Below are 16,681 nucleotides of genomic sequence, written 5' to 3'. Positions count from 1 at the left end.
ATCCCCCGGGCGGGTTTTTACCCATTTATGCGGTTTTTCGGCACTGGTGGACGGCGGGTGGCGCGGGCATAGACTGGAGGGCGTGGACATCCCCGCCCGCCTCCCCTCCCCGGCGCGCACGGGCGCGGCGGCCGGGCACCGGGGCTACTTCCACGAGGCCGCGTTCTACTCCGGCCCCGACGAACTGCTGGCCATCGTGATGCCGTTCCTGCTGGACGGCGTGGCCGCGGGCGAGCCCACGCTGGTGGTGTTCGGCGAGGCGCACGCATCACTGGTCCGGGACGCGCTGCCGGCCGACGTCAAGGTCGACTTCGTGCAGGCCGGCGCCCGCTACACCCGGCCCGCGTCCACCATCCGCGAGTTCCGCGCGCTGTTCGCCGGACACGTCGAGGCCGGCGCCACCCAGATCCGCGTGGCCGGCGAGCTGCCGCCCGCCACGTTCGGACCCGGCTGGGAGTGGTGGGCGCGCTACGAGTCCGCGATCAACCACGCGTACGACGAGTTCCCGGTCTGGGGCATGTGCGCCTACGACCGGCTGCGCACGCCCGCGCACGTGCTCGACGACGTGGCCCGCACCCACCCGCGCACCGCCGCGCCCGGCGGCACCCACCTGCCGCACGCGTGTTACGTACCGCCGGAGGTCTTCCTCCCCGGCATCCGCCTCCGCCCCACCGGCCCGATGCCACCGCCCCACGTCGAGCTGCACGCCCCGTCCCCGTCCGAGGCCCGCCGCATGGTCAGCGCCGTCGACGGCGGCCGCCTCGCCCCCGACCGGCTCGACGACCTGGCGGTCGCCGTCAGCGAGACCGTCACCAACGCCCACCGCCACGGCACACCCCCGATCCGCCTCCGCATGTGGGCCCTGCCCGACCGCACCGTCATATCGGTCACCGACGGCGGTCGCGGCCCCACCGACCCGTTCGCCGGCCTCCTCCCGACCGGCGACGGCGCCCGCGGCGGCCTGGGCCTCTGGGTCACCCACCAATGCTGCGACGCGGTCACCGAACGCCACGGCCCGGACGGCTACACGGTCACGGTCACGATGACGGTCTGACCGCACGTCCGGCGGCCCCCGGCGCACCGCGCGGCCTCCGCGCCCTGCTCACGTCACGCCCCGCTCGGCGGCCGCGACCTCACCTCCCCGACCACGGCGAAGCCCGCGTGACCCACACGGCACCAGCAGCCACGACACGCGCCCCCGCCGCCGACGCCGCACCGCCTCGCACCACCACCAGCGCAACTTCAGCACCGACCGCACATGCCGCAGCACACCGCCAGTGCCACCAGGCGCAAACGCCGCACTACCGACCGCACACCCGCATGACACCACGGGCGACCCACCGCCACCAGACGCAAATGCCGCACCACCGACCGCACGGGCCGCACGACACCACCGGCGACACACCGCACCAACGCAACGCCGCACCGCCGACCGCACAGGCCGCACCACACCACCGGCAACACACCGCACCAGACGCAAACGCCGCACCACCGACCGCACAGGCCGCACCACACCACCCGCGACAACCGCCACCACACGCAAACGCCGCACCACCGACCGCACAGGCCGCACCACACCACCGCCGACACACCGCACCAGACGCAAACGCCGCACCACCTCACGACACCGTCAGCGAAGCACTCGCCACCCAACGCGAAAGGCGACCGAGCTCGAGGCGGGCAGAGGCTGAGATCGGGCGCTTCGCGCCCGAAATTTCGGCATATGGGGGACCGGAATTGATCACCGGGATGACTTTGTGAGGCTCAGGCACGTTATTCGCGCGGAATAACGTGCCTGAGCCTCACAAAGTGGGGGATCAATCGGATTTCACGAAAGATCGCGGCCCTCGCCGACGCGGTCACTAGCTCGATCACGCGTCGACGCTCACGTCTCGCGAAATCAGATGGATCACTGACGCGAGTCGCGCAAGCAACTGCACGAGCCCACAGCCCCCGCCCCAGCCGAACCACCACCGCGAGCCGCACAGTCACCGCACCAGACCCCCGCGCAAGCGGCCGAACCACCAACACGAGCCGCACGATCACCACACCGAACCGCAACCCCCTCCACACAGCCGAACCACCAACGCAAGCCGCACAGTCACCGCACCAGACCCCCGCGCAAGCGGCCGAACCACCACCGCAAGCCGCACGATCACCACACCGAACCGCAACCCCTCCCACGCAGCCGAACCACCAACGCAAGCCGCACAGTCACCGCACCGGGTGGCGGCCCGGGCGGGCCGCCGGCGTCGGCCCGCGCTGGTCAGCCGCGCCGGCGCGGGGTCCGGGTGAGCGCGGTGACCTTCTCGCCGATGACGAAAGCGCGCGCCAGCCCTCCACGGATCGCCGGCCCGGCGAGGGCGCACTTCGAGATGTAGTGGATGCCGAGGTTGATGACCATCAGGCCGAGCACGATCGCGGTCTCGTCGTGCAGCCAGCGAACCTGGAGGCCGTACGCGATGATCGTCAGGATGGCGGCGTAGAGCAGCATGGTCCACCACCACTGCTCGAAGCCGCGGGGCAGCGGTACGCCCGGGTCCGGCACGGTGGACAGGTCGTGGCCGCGGCCGGATGCGAAGAGGCGCCGCGCGAGCAGCAGGCAGAGCAGGTTGGTCAGCGCCACCAGCAGCGCGCCCGCCGCGACCGACCACGCCCACAGGTGTGGCTTCCAGCCGACCGCGACGATCGTGGTGGGCAGCGCGAGGAGGGGCATCGACCGCATGGCGATCTCGGTGGCCAGCGGCAGTGCGCCGGGGATGCCGCGCGCGGTGAGCCGCGCCAGGATGGTCTGGTAGAACTTCGCGCTCACCAGGCCCTGGGCGAACGCGATGATCGCGGCGGCGGTGGGCGCCTTGGGCAGCCGCGGGAACTCCTTGATCACGTCGGCGAGCTGCGGTACGGCCGTGCGGGTGAAGACGAACCACCAGACCGCGCTGGCCAGCAGCGCGAAGAACAGCAGGTAGCCGCTGTGGCGGATCGGGCTGCCGCGAGCCTGACGCCATTTGCGCACCTGGGTGAGCAGTTCGCGGGACGCGGGCGCGAACCGGGCGTACGCGCGACCGGCCGCGCTCGGCGACGCGGACGGCTCCGCCTCGGCCAGCGAGAACGCCTCGGCCAGGAACGCGCCCAGCCGCGCGTACACCGGATCGGTGCCGGTCTCCATCAGCAGCAGCCGGTGCGCCGGCCGCTCCTCGATCAGGTCGTCCATGGCGCGGCCGAGCACCGGGCTCATCTCGTAGATCGCGTCCGGCACCCGGCCGTCGCGCGGCGGCCCGCCGGACAGGATCTCCAGGACGATGATCCCCAGTGAGTACACGTCGGACGTGGGTGAGTCGCCGCGGTTCTTCACCTCGGGCGCGATGTAGACGGAGTCGTCGTGCTCCGCGATGCCGACCTGCCGGCTGTACAGGTGGTTGCGCCCCAGGTCGATCAGCTTCACCGCGCCGGTGCCGGTCAGGATGATGTTGCTGGGCGACAGGTCCAGGTGCTGGTAGCGCGCGTCCGTGACCACCCGCAGCGCCGCGATGATCTCCGCAGCGACGGTCCGGGCGAACGCGATCCGGTCCCCGGCCCGGTCGAGTTCGCCCGCGGCCCGGCACCGGTCGATCCGCTCGCGCAGCGTGTCGCCCTCCTGCCGCGGCATCAGCACCCAGCGGGTGGTGGAGGCGCGCGGCCGTACGATCGGATCGGGTGCCCGGCCGTAGACGGACGCGTAGGCCGCGGTGGCGTTCGCGATCGCGGACATGTTGCCCCACGGGAACAGCACGCACTTGAGCACCCACGCGGGCGGGCCGGTCTCGCCCTGCTCCCGCACGGTCAGGATCAGCGACGTGGTGCCGGCCTTGAAGTACGCCATCGAGTCCACGTCGAGGTGCCGCCAGATCGCGGACTCGGGCCGCTCCCCCGGGCGTGCCGCCCTGGTGAATCCCTCGGGCGCGTAGAGCGCGTGGATCGCGCGCCGGGTCTGCGGCCGGGCGATCAGTCGCCGGCACGTGTCGTCGGAGGCGCGCTGCTCGGCCGGGGACGGCGGATCGAAGCGCCGCCGGAGCAGCTCCACATTGACCGAGATGAAGAACAGCAGACCGGCCGCGAGCTGCGCGGAGTCGCCGGGACGGGCCGCCGCTCGCTGCCCGGCGCGCTCGCAGGACTCGATGAACCCGGGGGTACGACCGGCGAGTTCGTGATCGTTGACGTGGTCCAGGATGCTGCCCAGGACCAGCGCGGCACCCCGGACGATCACGGCCGCGCGATGCGCCTCGAGGTCGTGAATCCACTGATCACCGCCCGGGTCGGTGATCGACTCGAGGAGTGCGGTCGCCGCGGTCCTGGCGCTTCTCTCTGGAGGCATGCGCGCTCCCGGCACTGGCGAGAATTCGGCGTCAGAACACTAACAGTGCCCGGCAAGTCACCCACCGATTCGGAGGACCTCCGCCAGGTTGCGGCGGCGGCGCACGGCCGCCTCGACCGGCGCGACCACGGCGGCCGCCACCGGCAGCACCGCGACCAGCAGCGCGAGCTGCCACCACGGGAACACGAGCGCCGGGTCGGACTGCTGCGCGGTCAGCAGCCGCAGCGTCAGCGGCTCGCGGGCCAGCCAGGCCAGCGCGAGACCGGCCAGCGGCCCGGCGATCGCGGCGGCCAGCGCGGGCGGCAGCAGCTCGCCGGCCGCGACCCGGCGGGTGTCGCGCGGGCGCAGGCCGAGCGTGCGCAGGCGGCTCAGCGTCCGCCAGCGTTCCGGCGCGTCCGCGGCGGCGCCGAGCAGCAGGCCGAGCAGTCCCAGCGCGACCAGCGTGATCGCGGCGGCCCGGGTGAGCAGCAGCATGCCGGCGGTGAGCGGGGCGGCGCGGCGGCCGTCGAGCACCTCCTCCCGGAGCACCGCGGTGGCGGCGACGTCGGCGCCGCGTACCGCGTCGGCCGCGCCGGGCCCGGTGACCCAGATCGTGTCCGGCGTCGCCGACACTCCGGCGGCGGCCAGCGCGGCGGCGTCCGCGATGATCAGGTCGGGCGCGTCCCCGGTCGGCGGCGCCTCCCCGACCGCGGCCAGCGGCACGCCGGGAAGGCCCTCCCGCCGCAGCTCAAGCCGCATGCCCGGTCTGATCAGGCCGGCACCGGACCGCACCAGGACGGGCACCGAACCGCCGCCGGGCACGGTTGCCGACCCCGGACCGGGACTCGCGGTCGCGGCCGACCCGGCGCCCGCGGACGCGGACGCCGAGGCGGAACCGCCGCCCGGCGCGCCCGCCGATACCGGGCCCGAACCCGGGACCGAGCCGGAATCCGGGGCCGGGCTTTGCGCGGTACCAGCCGTCGGGGCCGGCCCGGGAGCGGAATCCCGGACCCCACCGGGTTCCGGGCCCGGCGCCGCGCCCCCGAGCCGGTCCAGCTCCCCCGCTTGCGGAATCGGCGTGTCCCGCAGCAGGTCCCGGAACGCCGCCGCGTCCACCGCGATCAGCCGCGTCGTCACCGCCGATCCGTCCGCGATCACGCCTACCCCGTCCAGCACCTGCCCCGCCACCACGTGACGTACGCCGGGCGCCGCCGCGATCCGGGCCGCCAGGTCCGCCGTGGAGCCGCTGGCACCCGGGGCGACGTCCAGGCGGGCGTCCGCGCCGGTCGTGCGCCAGGCGCCGTCGGCCAGGCCGCGGGCCGTGGTGGCGTCCAGCGTGAGCGCGAACGTGGCCAGTGCCGTACCCGTGACCATGGCCAGCAGCGGCAACGCGCGGCCGGACGTGGCGGCGGCACGTGCGGCGCCGAAGACCGCGAGCGGCCGGCGCGAGCGCAGGGACCGGCGCAGCGCGAGGCCGGTGCCGACCGGCATCAGGCGCAGCACCAGCAGCCCGGCCGCGACCGCGGCGAGCCCGGGCGCGCTGGCCGGGAGCCCGTCGTCGCCGGCCACGATGCCGCGCTGGCGCAGCGACACGAAAGCGCCCGCGGCGGCGAGCACGATCGCCGCCTCCAGTGTGATCCGGCGCAGTTCGGCGGTCCGGGCGGCCCAGCGGCGGGCGGAGCGGTTCGCGGGCGCACGCCGGTTGCGGGTGGCGCGCGCGGCGGTCGCGGTGCCGAACGCGGGGCCGGCGACCATCGCGGCGATCACCACGGGCAACGCCCAGGTCCAGGCGACGCCGGGCGCGACCACCCGGGCCAGCGCCAGCCCGGCCGCGGCGGCCAGCAGCGCCACCGGTACGGACTCGGCGAGCAGCTCGACCGCGAGGTCGGGCAGGGAGGCGCCGCGCTGCCGGGCCGCGGTCAGCGCGCCGGCGCGGCGGCGGGCCAGCAGGTCCGCGGCCAGCAGCAGCACCAGGACCGCGGCCGTGAGTACGCCGATGAGCAGCACGGACGCCTGGGTGACGGCGGCGTCGACCGCGCCCCGGGCGTCACGCAGCACGGCGTCCAGCTGGGTCTCCCAGCGGATCGTCTCGCCGCGCGCGCCGGAGCTGTCCGACCGGGCCTTGAGCGTGATCACGGCGGCGGCGAGCCGCTCGGCCGCGGCCCAGGTGAGCGTGTCCGTGTCCGGGGTGAGCCAGATCGTCCGGTTGAGCTGTTCGGCGGTGAGCGCGAGCCGGGCGTCCGGCAGCGAGTCGCGGGAGAGCAGCGCGCCGTACCGGGTGATGCCGACACCGTCCGCACCCGCCACCGGGTCGAGCGCGGCCGGCGCCAGCCGCCACGCCGGATCGTTCCGGTCGACCGGCCGGAAGACGCCGCTGACCAGGATCTCCTTGCGGTTGGAGTCGGTGTCCTGGGCCTCGATCCGGTCACCGGGACGGACGCCGAGCGCGGCGGCGGCCGACTCGGACAGCCCGGCCTGGACCGTCCACTCCTCGTTGTACCGCACGTCCGCGACGCCCTCCGCGGTGGCGGCGGGCGCGGCGCCGGCGATCCAGGTGACCTCGGGCCCGCCCCCGGCCTCCGGCGTGTTCGCCAGATAGACGAGCTGGACCGTGCGCGGCTCGGTGCCGCCCTTGATCGTCAGGCTGTCGCTGATCACGGACGCGATCGGCGGCTTGACCAGCTCCTCCACGTCCGGGCTCAGGCCGGCCACGGTCAGCCGGCGGACCGAGTCCACGTCCGCGCTCAGCTCCGGCTGGCGGACCCGGCCGGTCGGGCCGTCGTCCGGCTCCCACCCGGCCTGCACGCGGATGGTCGCCTCGGTGCCGGCGCGGCGCACCGCGTCCCGGACCGCGGCGTCCGCCGTGGCCCGCACCAGCGGCGGCACCGCGCCGGTCAGCAGCGCCGCGACCGCGACCACCACCGCGACCAGCGCGAGCGGACCGGCGTCGGCGCGCGCCCGGCCGGCGACGCTCGGCCAGTGCGGAGCCGGCCTCACGACGCCACCCGCAGGTGGGCCGCGTCCGCGCGCCGGGCCTGCACCGCGACCACCACGGCCACCGCCAGCAGGCATGCGGCCAGCAGCGCGGTGAACAGCGCGGCCTCGGCGAGCCACGGCCAGTACGGCAGCGCCGCCGGGGTCGGCGCGGCGCCGGTGTCCGAGCGCACCAGCGGCGGCGCGACCAGCACCGTGGCCAGCGCGCCGACCAGTGTCCCGGCCACGATCAGCGGCGTCAGGACGCCCGCGTGCTGGCCGAGCAGCACGCGCCGGATCTCCCGCCGGGTCATGCCGAGCCCGCGCAACCGCGCCACCTCCAGCGCCCGCACCTGAAGGTCGCAGGTGACGTGCAGGATCACGCCGGCCAGCAGCAGCAACGCCGCCGCGGGTACCAGCAGCCGCAGCGTGGCCGGCAGCCCGGCGCGCAGCGGCCCGCCGGTGAGCCGCGCGGCCTCGCCGTCCCGGGTGAGCACCGCGCCGAGGTGCAGCGCCGCGGCCCGCTCGGCCGCGCCGGGCGTGACGCCGCCGGCCCACCACGCGTCCACCGGCGGCGTCGCCTCGCCGCTGTGCACGACCAGCGCGCGGGAGAGCCAGTCCGCGTCCGCCAGCAGCGCGCCGGCGCCCGGCGCGGACGGCACGGTCGGTACGACGTCCACCACCCGCACGCTCACCGGCGTGATGCCGACCGTGACGGAGAGCGGGTCGCCCGGCCCGACGCCCAGTTCGTCCGCGAACCGGGCGGAGATCGCGACCGGCACGGGCGCGGGCGCGTCGAACACGGCGGCGACCAGCGTCCGCGCCGCGTCCGGCGCGCCGGCCAGCGACACCTCCGCGCCCAGCCGGAGCACCTCGCCGGCGAACGTCGCGGTCTGGCCGCTGAGCATCTCCGGCACCGGGCCGGCCGAGTGCGCCCGCCACGGCGCCCCGGCCGCGCCGGTGACACCGGGGAGCGTCAGCTCGACCGCGATCGTCCCGGCGTCCGCGTCGCCGCCCGCGCCGGTCAGGCCCTCGAACACGGACTCCCAGGCGGCCTTGACCGGCAGCGCGACCGCGACCAGCGTGAGGCCGTCGGTGGGCACGCAGCCGGGCAGCGGGTGCTCGGCGCCGTCCAGCGGGACCGGGTCGGCGAGGCACGGCACGCGTACCCCGGACCGGTCCTGGAAGATCAGCCGCGGCGTGACCGAGACCGGCGTCGAGCTGGTGTTCGTGCCGCGCAGCGAGATCGCGGTGCCGGCCGGCACCGGCACGCCCGCGGGCGCGGGCGGCGGCGTCAGCGCGGCGCCGACGTCGCCCCAGGTGCGCCCGCCGTCGAGCCGGCCGCGCAGCAGCTCACCGGCGTGCGCGGTGTCGACCGCGACCAGCCGGGGCGCGTCGCCGCCGCTGCCGAGCCACTGCCCGACCGAGACCGGCCGGTCCGTGACCGCGGCCGCGGTGCCGCCGGTCGCGGCCACCACGGCGGCGCCCTGACCGGGCGCGGCCCGGGAGTCCAGCGTGATCGCCAGGTCGGTGCCGACGCCGAGCGCGGCCTGATCGTGCTGGGACCGCTGCCAGGTGGCGTCGAACCCGACGCCGAACGTGCCGGCCGCGCAGGCCAGCCCCACCAGCAGCCCGGCCGCGACCGCCTGCGGCCGGCGCGCGGCCTCGAACGCGGCGAGCGGGACGACGAAACCGCGGGCGCGCCGGGCCAGCCGGTCCGCGAGCGCGAGCGCGGGCGGAACCAGCCGGAGCGCGAGCGCGGCGCCGGCGAGCAGGAGCAGCGCGGGGGCGAGGACGCGTACCGCGTCCTGACCGCCCTCGGCCTCGGCCGGCTGCGACCACAGCTGCCACAGCCCGATCCCGGCGAAGGCGACCAGCAGCACGTCCGCGCCGGAGCGGGCCAGCAGCTCAGCCCGGCCGCGGCGGGCGCGGACCTCGGTGACCGGGCGCAGCGCCAGCGACACCAGCACCGCGGTCAGCGCGAGCGCGCCGCCGGCGACCGCCAGCACCTGGATCACGGTGACGGCCGGGCGTTCCGCCAGCCCGGCGTCACGCAGCGCGGGCAGCTGGGTCAGGCTCGCGTGCAGCCCGGACGACGCGGGCACGCCGATCGCCACCGCCAGCCCGGCGATCAGCAGCGACTCGGTGACCGCGGTGGCCGCCAGCTGCCGCCGGCTGAAGCCGAGCGCGGTCAGGAGCGAGGTCTCCACGGTACGGACGCCCGCGGTCAGCCGCCCGGCCAGCGCCAGCGCGGTCGCGGTCAGCACCGAACCGAGAATCGCGACGGACGCGACCGTGGCCGTGGTGACCTGCTGCTGCTCGTCCGCGGCGGCGAGCGTGCGGGGCAGGTTCGTGGCGATCCGCTCGATCTCGACGCGGTCGCCGAGCACGCCGCCGAGCCGCCGGTCCGCGGCGCGCACCCGGGCCTCGACGGCGTCCAGGTCGCGCCGGTCCGCACCGGACAGGTCCGGGTGCGCGGTGACGTCCAGCCGGTCCAGCGAGGAACCGGTGCCCAGCAAAGTCTCCAGGCCGACCAGGAACGGGCCGTACGTGGCGAGCGGACGCTGGAACCGCCCGTCGTTGTAGGCGGGGTTGAACCCGGCGGCGGCCAGCGGGTCGCGGTCCCAGCCGGTGCCGGGCAGCGGCGCGACGACGCCGACCACGGTGACCTCGAACCCGGCCGGGCGCGCCGGGGAGGTCTCCACGCCGAACGGCAGCCGGTCCCCGACGTCGATGCCGAGCTGGGTGGCGGTGCTGGTGAAGACCGCGGTCTCGTACCCGGCGGCGGGCAGCCGGCCCTCCACCACCTCGACCCGCGACGCCAGGTCGGAGACCGCGGACAGGTAGCCCTGGGACGGGAAGTCGCCGCCCTTCGGCACGCTCGGCAGCGGCCGCAGCAGCGTGGACGCGCGGGTGGAGAGCGTGGCCGGCAGCGGCGCCAGCGCGTCGGTCAGCACGCCGCCGGTGTCCTCGATGACCGACCGCGCGTCCGGCCCGCCCACGGTCACCGTGTACGCGGTCACGTCCGTCTCCTCCGCGACGGCGCGCGCCGCCGCGGTCTCCACCGCGCGCTCACCGGTACGGGTGATCAGGAGCGCGCAGACGCCCAGCAGCGTGACGCCCACCGTGACCACGGCCAGCAGCGCGGCCAGCAGCGGCCACTGCGCGCGGGCGCGCCTGACGAGGAACGTCATTCCACTCGGCCATCGTGGATGTTGATGACACGGTCGGCCAGCGCCATCATCACCGGGTCGTGCGTGGAGACCAGCGCGGTCACGCCCTCGGACTCGACGATGCCGCGCAGCAGCGCCATCACGGCCAGGCCGGTCTCCGCGTCGAGCTGGCCGGTCGGCTCGTCCGCGATCAGCAGCCGGGGGCTCGCCGCCAGCGCGCGGGCGATCGCGACGCGCTGCTGCTGGCCGCCGGACAGCTCGCCGGGCCGCTGCGCCGCGTGGCCGGCCAGCCCGACCAGCTCCAGCAGCAGCGCGACGCGGCTCTCCCGCTCCGCGGCGGGGGTGCGGGCCAGCCGCAGCGGCGCGCCCACGTTCTCGGCCGCGGACAGCACCGGGATCAGGCCGAACGTCTGGAACACGTACGCCACGCGCTCCCGCCGCAGGTGGGCCAGGCCGTCCTCGTCCAGCGCGGTGACCTCCACGCCGTCGACGTGCACCGTGCCCTCGTCCGGCCGATCCAGCCCACCGATCACGTTGAGCAGCGTGGTCTTGCCGGACCCGGAGCGGCCGACCAGCGCCACCATGGTGCCGGGCTCGACGTCGAAGGACACGTCCCGCAGCGCGTGCACCACGCCCTCACCGCTGCCGAACCGCCGGCTGACGTTCCGTACCGTCAAAATGGTCATGCCGGACCCACCTCGGCGCCGCGGTTCCGGCGTGGTCGGCGCTGAGCCAATGATTCGCTCGAAATCTCGCTCATGAATCGTCCCGCTTGATAGAGACGTGGTCGGACTCCAGGGCGAGGCGGACGCGGCGGGTGAGCGCCAGCGCCTCGCGGTATTCGCGTGGCACCTGCACGCGTCCGGCGCGGTCCATCACCGCGTACTCCTCCGCGATCACCTCGCTGTCGCCGTCGCCGTTCACGGCGGCGCGGCGCAGCACCTCGCTGCTGGTCCGCCCGTCCCGGATCGCGACCGTGCGCTCCACCTGGCCGCTGACCTCCGGGTCGTGCGTGACCACCACGATCGTGACGCCGAGCGCGCGGTTGACGTCGCGCAGCGCGCCGAAGACCTCGGCCGAGGTGGCGGTGTCCAACTCGCCGGTGGGCTCGTCGGCCAGCAGCACGCGCGGCCGGTTCGCCAGCGCGACCGCGATCGCCACCCGCATCTGCTGCCCGCCGGAGAGCTGCGCGGGGCGCCGGTCGGCCAGGTCCCCCACGCCGAGCATGTCCAGCAGCTCCGCGGCGCGCGCCTTCCGTTCGCGGGCGGGCGTGCGCGCCGCGGTCATCGGCAGGTCCACCATCTGGCGCGCCGTCAGGTACGGCACCAGGTTGCTGGCGGTCTGCTGCCGCACGAACCCGACCGTGTGCCGCCGGTAGCGCACCCGGTCCGCGCGGGACATGTCCAGCAGGTTCCACGTGTCGACCCGGGCGCGGCCCGCGGTGGGCGCGTCGATACCGGCGAGGATGGACAGCAGGGTGGACTTGCCGGAGCCGGACGCGCCGACGACCGCGACCATCTCCCCCGGCTCCACGGTCAGGTCGAGGCCCTGCAGCGCCTGCACCTCGATCGAGCCGGTCTGGTAGATGCGGACCAGGCTCTCGCACACGATGAGCGCGTCCTGGCCGAACTCGGGCGCGCGGTCCGGCGGGCTCGGCAGGGACAGTGGTGTGACGGACATCCCTCTCCTCTGCCGGTGACCGCCAGACCCTATACATCGATGTCTCCTCGGTCAACGACCATGATCTGCCAGATGCATACGCCCCCGTATGGGTGAATCGGCGCTGATTCCGGCCGGCCCTGAACCGTCCGGGCCGCGGGCCGCGTAGGACCCGGTGCGCGCACGTTCATGAATCCGAGCCCGCTGGGAGTGGTGGAAGAGATGCAATGGCGATACGGCACCCTGAAGAACCGCAAGGCGATCGGCGCGGCTGCCGTCGCGGGCGCGATCGTGGTGGCCGGCGTCACGGGCCTCGGCCTCGCCAATGCCGGTGAGAACAAGAACGCGGCCGCCGCCGCACACGTGATCAACGTCGAGGGGCAGCAGTTCGACGTCTCCGACTGCGCCGCGGTCGAGATCAACGGCGGCGTGGTGCTCTGTGACGGCGAGGAACTCGCGCCGGAGGGCGGCGGCGACGCGGTGGAGGCGGCTCAGGCCGCGGCCACCGCGCTGGACGAGTCGTGCGACGTCTTCGCGGCCGCGTTGCAGGACGCGCAGGAGGAGGTGGCGGGCGAGGGTGACGCCGCCGCCGAGGAGACCGCGGCCCCCGAGGAGAGCGAGTCCGCCGAGGACGCCGCCGCCAAGGAGCAGGCGGAGAAGGAGATCGCCGCCGCCACGAAGTCGGCGAAGAAGTCCGCGGAGATGGCCGCCGGCTGGGCCGCCAAGGCCGAGGCCGAGGAGGAGGCCGAAGCGGAGGCGAGCGCGGGCGCCGAGGCGAGCGCGGGCGCGGAGGACGCCGCCGAGGACGAGGCCGCGGGTGAGGACGCCGCCGCCGAGGACGCCGCCGCGGCCGAGCAGGCCGTCGCGGACGCGCAGACCGTCTTCTTCGAGGCGTGCCTGGCGCTGGCCGAGGCCAAGGCCGCCGCGGGCGTCGGCGCCGAGGACGCCGGTGACGCGGGCGCCGAGGCCGGTGCCGAGGGCGAGGCCGGTGCCGAGGATGAGGCCGAGGCCGGTGCGGAGGACGAGGCCGCCGCGGAGGACGCCGATGCCGAGGGCGCCGCGTACGACGCGAACGGCAACCCCGTCGGCGAGAACTGATCCCCTCTCGCCGTACGACGAAGGCCCCCTTCCGGCGCATCGGTAGGGGGCCTTCGCGTGCGCGCCGCCGGACCGGCGCCGCGGCACTCACGCTGCGTGATCACGGATCGCGCGGCTCGCCCCGGCCCGCCACGGAGCCGGAAGGGAGGAGCGCCAGCGACGACCGGTGCCCGCGGGAGCATGCGGAACCGGACCCGCCGGAAGCGGGAATGCACAATGTCTTCAAATGGGACCCGATCGGGTCGGCTTTCGGCAGGTGGCTGCCGGGCGAGCGCGGCCGGTGCTGCACTGGGGCGACAGCATCCCTTCCGCAGGCAGGCGAACCCACCATGGACCCCGTGCAGATCCTCTGGGCGCCGGACGGCGCCTCGATGCCGAACCTGGGCGCCAAGGCGCTCGTCGACGTCACCGACGGTGACACCCCGAACCTCCGGATGCCGGTCCGTATGCTCAGCGTCGACACGCCGGAGGTGACCGCGCGGTCGGAGGACCGGGCCGCCGCGATCGATCAGAACTTCAAGCAGCTCGCGGCCTGGATGGACGAGGGCCGCGCGCCGATCGACGACGCGCTCGCCGACCACCTGAAGCCGCGGCTGGAGACCGGGCACGCCGGCACGCTGCACTTCACCCAGGGCAAGGCCGCGTCCGAGTTCAGCAAGAACAACATCATGACCCGTCTGACCAGGCCGGACGGCACCCGGCGCAACCTGTTCGTGCGCACCGCGGACGCGCCGTTCGACACCAACCACCGGCTGCTCGCCTACGTCGCGCCGGACTACTCCGCCGCCGAGCGCCGCACCATGACCCGCGAGCAGCGCTCCACGTTCAACCTCGACCTGGTCCGCGCCGGCTGGGCCGCCCCGTTCGTGATCCACCCCTCCATCCCCGGCGCCGCCGACCTGGCCCTGCTGATCGAGGCCGCCACCGAGGCCCGCACCGCCGCACGCGGCATCTGGGAATCCGCCGAGACGCTGCTCGCCTACGAGTACCGCTCGATGGAACGCCTCTTCCAGATCACCCGCACCCTGGTCGAGGGCCGCGACCTGACCGGCAGCCCCCGCGCCTGGCGCGAACGCTACTGCGCCGACATGCGCACCCGCGAACTCTTCGGCCCCGAGGACTACTTCCGCGTCACCCCCGAGTACCGCCTCTGGCTCTGGCCCGACGACCTGCGCAACGCCATCCGCGACCTCAACCTGCTGCCCACGGCACGCCTGGTCGGCGCCTGACGATCTTTTTCAGGACCTTCATATTCCCGCTTCCGGCGTGGCCGCGGTCCGCATGCTCCCGCGGGCCCCGGTCGTCGCTGGCGCTCCTCCCTTCCGGTCCCGCCGCTGGTCACCCCAACCCCGACGCGCCCTCGCGACACCGTGGCGCGCCGCGATCGCGATCAGACGCCGGACTCGGCGCAACCGGGACGCGCCGCAATCACCACCGGAGACCGGACTCGGCGCGATCCGTGGCGCGCCGACCGCACGACCCGGGACTCGTGTCCATCGCCGGGGTCGTGATCTTCCCGCTGACCGGGCCGATCGCCCACCTTGTGAGGCTCAGGCACGTTATTCGGCCCGAATAACGTGCCTGAGCCTCACATCGCCACAGTGGACGATCATCGCGTCGGCGACATAGCGAAATTTCGGGCGCGGAGCGCCCATGTCTCAATCCCGAGCACCAGCGGCACCGCGAACGTGCAATCCCGCGGGCACCGTGACCGGGACACCCGCACCCGCGGGTGCAGGCGGGCGCTAAAGGGTGGCGAGGGTCGGTGGGACCGTGAAGGTCCAGCCGGAGTCGCGGAGGAGTGGGATGAGGATGGTGAGGGCCTGGACGGTGTGGGAGCGGTCGCCGCCGCCGTCGTGCATCAGGACGATGCCGCCGGGGCGTAGCTGGGTCTGCACCGCGGCCACGATCGCGTCGGTGCCGGGGCGGCTCCAGTCGCGGGTGTCGACGGTCCAGCCGAGCCGGGCCATGCCGAGGCCGGCGGCGACGGTCGCGGACGGGCCCCAGGCGCCGTAGGGCGCGCGGAAGTACGGGATCGGCGCGCCGGGCGCCGCGGCCCGGATCGCCGCGTTCGCGGCCAGCAGGTCGGCCTCGATCTGCGCGGCCGTCCAGGTGGACAGGTTGTCGTGCCGCATCGAGTGGTTGCAGAGCCGGTGCCCCTCGGCCACGATCCGCCGGACCAGCGCGGGATTGCGCTGCGCCTGCGTTCCGACCAGGCAGAACGTGGCCGTGACGCCTTCGGCGGCGAGGACGTCGAGGATCTGCGGGGTGTACGTCGCGTGCGGTCCGTCGTCGAACGTCAGCGCGACCGTCTGAGCGGCCGCGGCCCCCGCGGCCGGCCGCTCGGACCCGGTGGCGGCGGACCCGGGCACCAGCAGTGCCGCCCCGGCCAACGCCGTGATCATGAATCGAAGAGTGCGCATCCCTCACGATGACCCGCGGCTCCCCGCTCCCGGCCCGCTGCGACCAAGACCCGACACCGCACCGCCCGGGCGGGTGGTGGCCGCACCACCCGATCCGGTGGGTCATCGACGTTCCCCGGACGCGATCACAGCACCGGAGACGCCCGGGAACGCGCGACGGCACCGCGGGCGACCCGCGGCGGCGACGCGCTACGCACGCCGAAGCCGGTGAGCGTCTACCCGGCCACCGCGAAGCCGGTGAGGTGCTCCGGGGCCTCCGCGATCTCGGTGACGTCGGTGACCGAGGCGTGCGGCGGCCCGCCGCGGCACCAGTCGGCCATGCGGCGCACCGCGTCGGGCGAGCCCTCGAAGACCGCCTCCACGCGCCCGTCCGGCAGGTTGCGGACCCAGCCGGTCAGGCCGTGCCGCTCCGCCTCCCGGCGGCAGGTGTCACGGTACGAGACGCCCTGGACGCGACCCGACACCAGCACCCGAATCCGTTCCATGCAACCATCCCGTCCCCTGCTTTGACTACGATCGGATCATGCCTCTGACCGGTGACTATGCTCCCAGCCCCGCCCGTTTCGCACGTGAGCAGGCCGACACGTTCGAGGCGACGGCCGGGGCCGAACGCAATGACCTGCGTGGCCGCCCGATCGTCGTGCTCACCTCGGTCGGCGCCCGGACCGGCAAGCTGCGCAAGACCCCGCTGATGCGCGTCGAGCACGACGGCCGGTACGCGGTGGTCGCCTCGATGGGCGGCTCGCCGAAACACCCGGTCTGGTACCACAACCTGATCGCCCACCCCCACGTCGAACTCCAGGACGGCGCGGACCGGCACGACTACGACGCCCGCGAGGTCCACGGCCAGGAGCGGGCGGAGTGGTGGGAACGGGCCTGCGCCGCCTGGCCCGACTACGCCACCTACCAGACCAAGACCGACCGCGTGATCCCGGTCTTCGTCCTCACCCGCCGCTGAGACCGGCGCCACCGAGACCGCCGGCCCGCCGGAGACACCCGAAACGCCGGAATTCCGGACGCCGGCG

General features: G+C 74.9%; 11 protein-coding genes. 4 read left to right on the top strand and 7 right to left on the bottom strand.

What is annotated here, in order from left to right; translation table 11 throughout:
* Positions 1-82: 82 nt before the first annotated feature.
* Positions 83-1,054 carry an anti-sigma factor RsbA family regulatory protein gene (locus J2S41_RS06920; RefSeq protein WP_310364514.1) on the top strand — a complete coding sequence of 324 codons (972 nt, stop codon included), beginning with the start codon at positions 83-85 and terminating at the stop codon, positions 1,052-1,054.
* 1,212 nt (positions 1,055-2,266) lie between these two features.
* Here J2S41_RS06920 and J2S41_RS06915 read toward each other — a convergent pair.
* The 5 genes from J2S41_RS06915 to J2S41_RS06895 form a co-directional block, all read right to left on the bottom strand.
* Positions 2,267-4,351, bottom strand: a complete 2,085-nt coding sequence (locus J2S41_RS06915) for a protein kinase domain-containing protein (RefSeq protein WP_310364512.1) — start codon at positions 4,349-4,351, stop codon at positions 2,267-2,269.
* A 57-nt stretch (positions 4,352-4,408) separates the two neighbouring features.
* Positions 4,409-7,327 (bottom strand): FtsX-like permease family protein, encoded by a 2,919-nt coding sequence (locus J2S41_RS06910; protein ID WP_310364509.1) that lies wholly within the window; start codon positions 7,325-7,327, stop codon positions 4,409-4,411.
* Positions 7,324-10,497, bottom strand: a complete 3,174-nt coding sequence (locus J2S41_RS06905) for an FtsX-like permease family protein (protein WP_310364506.1) — start codon at positions 10,495-10,497, stop codon at positions 7,324-7,326. The genes J2S41_RS06910 and J2S41_RS06905 overlap by 4 nt, the downstream gene beginning before the upstream one ends.
* Positions 10,494-11,162, bottom strand: a complete 669-nt coding sequence (locus tag J2S41_RS06900; protein ID WP_310364503.1) for an ABC transporter ATP-binding protein — start codon at positions 11,160-11,162, stop codon at positions 10,494-10,496. The genes J2S41_RS06905 and J2S41_RS06900 overlap by 4 nt, the downstream gene beginning before the upstream one ends.
* Before the next feature lie 70 nt (positions 11,163-11,232).
* Complete coding sequence (locus tag J2S41_RS06895; RefSeq protein ID WP_310364500.1) at positions 11,233-12,156, bottom strand: ABC transporter ATP-binding protein; 924 nt, start codon at positions 12,154-12,156, stop codon at positions 11,233-11,235.
* A gap of 201 nt (positions 12,157-12,357) precedes the next feature.
* On the opposite strand from J2S41_RS06895, the gene J2S41_RS06890 reads away from it, so the two are divergent.
* Both J2S41_RS06890 and J2S41_RS06885 read left to right on the top strand, forming a co-directional pair.
* The gene (locus tag J2S41_RS06890; RefSeq protein WP_310364496.1) at positions 12,358-13,233 is read left to right on the top strand and encodes a hypothetical protein; all 876 of its coding nucleotides are present in this window, start codon (positions 12,358-12,360) and stop codon (positions 13,231-13,233) included.
* Between the two features lie 338 nt (positions 13,234-13,571).
* Positions 13,572-14,462, top strand: a complete 891-nt coding sequence (locus J2S41_RS06885; RefSeq protein WP_310364495.1) for a thermonuclease family protein — start codon at positions 13,572-13,574, stop codon at positions 14,460-14,462.
* A gap of 516 nt (positions 14,463-14,978) precedes the next feature.
* Here the strand turns inward: J2S41_RS06885 and J2S41_RS06880 are convergent.
* Together J2S41_RS06880 and J2S41_RS06875 are read right to left on the bottom strand one after the other, a co-directional pair.
* Positions 14,979-15,638 (bottom strand): polysaccharide deacetylase family protein, encoded by a 660-nt coding sequence (locus J2S41_RS06880; protein WP_310364494.1) that lies wholly within the window; start codon positions 15,636-15,638, stop codon positions 14,979-14,981.
* A gap of 233 nt (positions 15,639-15,871) precedes the next feature.
* A complete protein-coding gene (locus tag J2S41_RS06875) occupies positions 15,872-16,141 on the bottom strand; it encodes an acylphosphatase (protein ID WP_310364492.1) in 270 nt (89 codons plus the stop codon).
* A 38-nt stretch (positions 16,142-16,179) separates the two neighbouring features.
* Here J2S41_RS06875 and J2S41_RS06870 point away from each other — a divergent pair, with 38 nt between their 5' ends.
* Positions 16,180-16,614 carry a nitroreductase family deazaflavin-dependent oxidoreductase gene (locus J2S41_RS06870; protein WP_310364488.1) on the top strand — a complete coding sequence of 145 codons (435 nt, stop codon included), beginning with the start codon at positions 16,180-16,182 and terminating at the stop codon, positions 16,612-16,614.
* Positions 16,615-16,681: the final 67 nt, after the last annotated feature.

The organism is Catenuloplanes atrovinosus, from assembly GCF_031458235.1.
In the GTDB taxonomy this organism is placed as follows: domain Bacteria; phylum Actinomycetota; class Actinomycetes; order Mycobacteriales; family Micromonosporaceae; genus Catenuloplanes; species Catenuloplanes atrovinosus.
This window is presented reverse-complemented; position numbering and strand designations above follow the sequence as displayed.

Coding starts and splice junctions, on each gene's coding strand:
- J2S41_RS06905 (WP_310364506.1), bottom strand. CDS start 10,497: ATGACGTTCCTCGTCAGGCGCGCCCGCGCGCAGTGGCCGCTGCTGGCC.
- J2S41_RS06895 (WP_310364500.1), bottom strand. CDS start 12,156: ATGTCCGTCACACCACTGTCCCTGCCGAGCCCGCCGGACCGCGCGCCC.
- J2S41_RS06875 (WP_310364492.1), bottom strand. CDS start 16,141: ATGGAACGGATTCGGGTGCTGGTGTCGGGTCGCGTCCAGGGCGTCTCG.
- J2S41_RS06900 (WP_310364503.1), bottom strand. CDS start 11,162: ATGACCATTTTGACGGTACGGAACGTCAGCCGGCGGTTCGGCAGCGGT.
- J2S41_RS06870 (WP_310364488.1), top strand. CDS start 16,180: ATGCCTCTGACCGGTGACTATGCTCCCAGCCCCGCCCGTTTCGCACGT.
- J2S41_RS06890 (WP_310364496.1), top strand. CDS start 12,358: ATGCAATGGCGATACGGCACCCTGAAGAACCGCAAGGCGATCGGCGCG.
- J2S41_RS06880 (WP_310364494.1), bottom strand. CDS start 15,638: ATGATCACGGCGTTGGCCGGGGCGGCACTGCTGGTGCCCGGGTCCGCC.
- J2S41_RS06915 (WP_310364512.1), bottom strand. CDS start 4,351: ATGCCTCCAGAGAGAAGCGCCAGGACCGCGGCGACCGCACTCCTCGAG.